Here is a 3301-nt window from a genome sequence, read left to right on the forward strand (position 1 = left end):
CGGGTGGCCGGCGCCGCCCTGGTGATGCTGCCGCTCGCCCTGCGCCACCGCGCGCTCGTACGCCGCCGCCCCGCACTGCTCCTCGGCTTCGGACTGCTCGCCGTCGCCGGCGTCCAGGCCTGCTACTTCGCCGCGATCTCCCGCATACCCGTCGGTGTCGCCCTGCTCGTCGAGTACCTCGCACCCGCCCTCGTGCTCGGCTGGGTCCGGTTCGTGCAGCGGCGTCCGGTCACCCGCGCCGCCGCGCTCGGCGTGGTCCTCGCGGCCGGCGGACTCGCCTGCGTCGTCGAGGTGTGGTCGGGCCTGAGCTTCGACGCCGTCGGACTGCTGCTCGCGCTCGGTGCGGCCTGCTGCCAGGTCGGCTACTTCGTCCTGTCCGACCAGGGCAGTGACGCGGGCGCCGAGGCACCCGAACCGCTCGGCGTGATCGCCTACGGCCTGCTCGTCGGCGCCCTCGTACTGACCGCCGTGGCCCGCCCCTGGACCATGGACTGGTCGATCCTCAAGGGCGACGCCCACATGAACGGCACCTCGGTCCCGGCCTTCGCCCTGCTCGCCTGGATCGTGCTGATCGCCACGGTCCTGGCGTACGTCACCGGAGTGGTTTCCGTCCGCCGCCTCTCGCCGCAGGTCGCGGGCGTCGTCGCCTGCCTCGAAGCGGTCATCGCGACGGTACTGGCCTGGGTGCTCCTCGGCGAACACCTCTCCACGCCACAGATCATCGGCGGAGCGGTCGTCCTGCTGGGCGCGTTCATCGCCCAGTCCTCGGCCCCCACAAAGCACTCCGCCGAACCGATCGCGACCGGCGGCCCCGAAAGGGAACAACTGCCCTCACGGGAAGCCGCTGCCTAGGCCCACTTCTCACCCGGCCCCCCTCGCCCACCCCTCCTCACTTTTCCCGCCGCCGCAGCAAATGCTCCCGTGCGACGTCGTCCCGCACCCCGCCCCGAGCCGCGAGCCCGGTCGCGATGCGGTCCTGGACCTCGGCGGACCGTTTGCCCGCGTACTTGAACTTGGCCCGTACGCCGCGCACTTCGAGTCGTAGTGCGCGGATGCCGGACAGCAGGCGTCCGTTCGGTGGCTCGCCCGCGGCGACCGGTGTGGTGCCGCCCTCGGGCTGGAAGTGGCCGACCTGGCGGTTGAGAAGGGACGCCTTCTCGGCCGGGTCGTCCACGAGGTGGGCGGTGCAGCGGAGTTGGACCGCCGCGTAGAAGCTCGTCGGTACGCCGTGTTCCGGTGGACCGTCCGGGTCCGCTTGCCAGGGGCCGGGGATGTACACGTAGTCGTCGACGACGCTCAGCACCACTTGGGGGTTCGCCTCCAGCGCCGGCCATATGGGGTTGGGGCGAGCCAGGTGGGTGATCGCCTCGCCGCGCTCGGGGTCGTAGGCGAAGTGGAGGGGCTGGATGAATGGCGGTTCGCCGGGCGGGCCGTTGACGGCGAGCTGGCCGAAGTCGTGGGCGGCGAGCCAGTGTTGCCACTCGCTGTCTTCCTGGGGTGTGTCCCAGGGGTGGATGAGCATCACAACACCGCCAGGTAGCCGGGGAGTTCGATGCCGGGGGACAGGTCGTCGTTCGGGAGCGGGGTGCCGTAGCCGGTGTTCAGCGGCAGGACGCCGGCCCAGTGGGGGAGGGCCAGGTCCTCGGGCTCGTCGTTCGCGCCCCCGGTGCGGAGCTTGGCGGAGACCTCGTCGAGGTCGAGGCGGATCACCATGGTCGCGGCGAGTTCCTTCTTGTTGCCGGGCCGGGAGTCCGCCGAACGGCCGGGCACGACATGGTCGACCAGCGCGTCCAGCGCCGTCCGCTTCTCCTCGGGGTCCGTCACCTGGTGGGCGATGCCGTGCACCACCACCGAGCGGTAGTTGATCGAGTGGTGGAAGGCGGAGCGGGCCAGGACGAGACCGTCCACGTGGGTGACCGTCAGGCACACCGGGAGCCCCGGGTCGGCCTGCCCCGTCATCCGCAGCGCACGCGCACCCGTCGAACCGTGCACGTACAGCCGCTCGCCGACCCGGCCGAACAGCGTCGGCAGCACGACCGGCCTGTCGTCGCGCACGAAGCCGAGGTGGCAGACGTAGGCGGTGTCGAGTATCTCGTGCACCAGCTCCTTGTCGTACGACGCCCGGTCCGCGGAACGCGTGGGGACGGTCAGGTCGGTCGGCGTGTACGCGGCGGGCTGCGACGTCGGCTGCGAGGTGGTCCCCTGCATGGCGCTCTCCGTGTTCGTTACTGATCGTTCGTTACTGATCGGTTCGAGTTGCGATGTGTATTGCACTAGTGCATAGTGTGCTTTGTGCTAGGAGGATATCGGATCGAAGGGCGACGCGCAGCCGACATTGCTGCCGACGTCGAGCGCGCGGTGGGCTCGGGAGAGCTGGAGCCGGGGCAACTGCTGCCGCCGATGCGGGAGTTGGCCGTAGAGCTTGGGGTGAATCCCAATACGGTGGCGGCGGCGTACCGGACCCTGCGGGAGCGCGGGGTCATCGAGACCGCCGGGCGGCGTGGCAGCCGGGTGCGGCCCAAGCCGGCCACGACCGGGCGCGAGTACATCCGGGTGGATGTGCCGGAGGGGGTGCGCGAGGTGTCCCACGGCAACCCGGATCCCGCCCTGCTGCCCTCCCTCGTCCGGGCGTTCACCCGGGCCGCCGAGCTCTCCGACCGGGAGCCGGTCATGTACGGCGACGACCCGGTCGAGCCGGAGCTGGCGCGCATCGCGCGGGCCGCGCTGGACGCGGACGGTGTGCCGGCCGGCCCCGTGGCCGTCGCCTCCGGATCGCTGGACGCCATCGAGCGCGTCCTCACCGCCCATCTGAAGCCCGGTGACACCGTCGCCGTCGAGGACCCCGGGTGGGGCAGCCTGCTCGACCTCGTACCGGCGCTCGGGCTGCGCGTCACCCCCGTCCGCGTCGACGACGACGGACCGCACCCCGAGGACGTGCGCGCCGCGCTGGAGTCCGGCGCGCGGGCCCTGATCGTCACCGACCGGGCGCAGAACCCCACCGGAGCCGTGGTGAGCGCCACGCGCGCGCGTGCCCTGCGTTCCGTACTCCGGGACCACCCGGAGATCCTGCTGATCGAGGACGACCACGGCCACGGCATCGTCGACCAGCCCCTGCACCCGCTGGCCGGCGCCACCCGCCACTGGGCCTTCGTCCGCTCGATGGCCAAGGCCTACGGCCCCGATCTGCGCCTCGCGGTGTTCACCGGCGACGCCGTCACCCTCGACCGGGTCTGTGGCCGTCAGCGGCTGGGGCCGGGCTGGGTCAGCCGGATCACCCAGCGCGCCGTGGCCCGGCTGTGGG

Annotated in this window: 4 protein-coding genes; 2 read left to right on the forward strand and 2 right to left on the reverse strand. The window is 72.0% G+C overall.

All coding sequences use genetic code 11. From position 1 onward, the window contains the following. A partial coding sequence (locus R6V09_RS49290; protein ID WP_317887959.1) for an EamA family transporter occupies positions 1-852 on the forward strand: 852 nt, incomplete at its 5' end. 37 nt (positions 853-889) lie between these two features. On the opposite strand, the gene R6V09_RS49295 is transcribed toward R6V09_RS49290, so the two are convergent. Together R6V09_RS49295 and R6V09_RS49300 are read right to left on the reverse strand one after the other, a co-directional pair. Beyond that, positions 890-1522 carry an FMN-binding negative transcriptional regulator gene (locus tag R6V09_RS49295; RefSeq protein WP_317887960.1) on the reverse strand — a complete coding sequence of 211 codons (633 nt, stop codon included), beginning with the start codon at positions 1520-1522 and terminating at the stop codon, positions 890-892. Further along, on the reverse strand, positions 1522-2208 hold the full coding sequence (locus R6V09_RS49300; RefSeq protein WP_317887961.1) for a pyridoxamine 5'-phosphate oxidase family protein: 687 nt from the start codon (positions 2206-2208) through the stop codon (positions 1522-1524). Before R6V09_RS49300 ends, R6V09_RS49295 begins: the two co-directional genes overlap by 1 nt. An 84-nt stretch (positions 2209-2292) precedes the next feature. On the opposite strand from R6V09_RS49300, the gene R6V09_RS49305 reads away from it, so the two are divergent. Beyond that, positions 2293-3301 (forward strand): aminotransferase class I/II-fold pyridoxal phosphate-dependent enzyme (locus tag R6V09_RS49305; protein WP_317887962.1); only part of this gene is annotated, 1009 nt, incomplete at its 3' end.

The sequence above is a fragment of the Streptomyces sp. W16 genome, from assembly GCF_033194735.1.
In the GTDB taxonomy this organism is placed as follows: Bacteria; Actinomycetota; Actinomycetes; order Streptomycetales; family Streptomycetaceae; genus Streptomyces.

What these genes read in the sequence shown, in the direction of transcription:
- R6V09_RS49300 (WP_317887961.1), bottom strand. Translation starts at nt 2,208, where the DNA reads ATGCAGGGGACCACCTCGCAGCCGACGTCGCAGCCCGCCGCGTACACG.
- R6V09_RS49295 (WP_317887960.1), bottom strand. Translation starts at nt 1,522, where the DNA reads ATGCTCATCCACCCCTGGGACACACCCCAGGAAGACAGCGAGTGGCAA.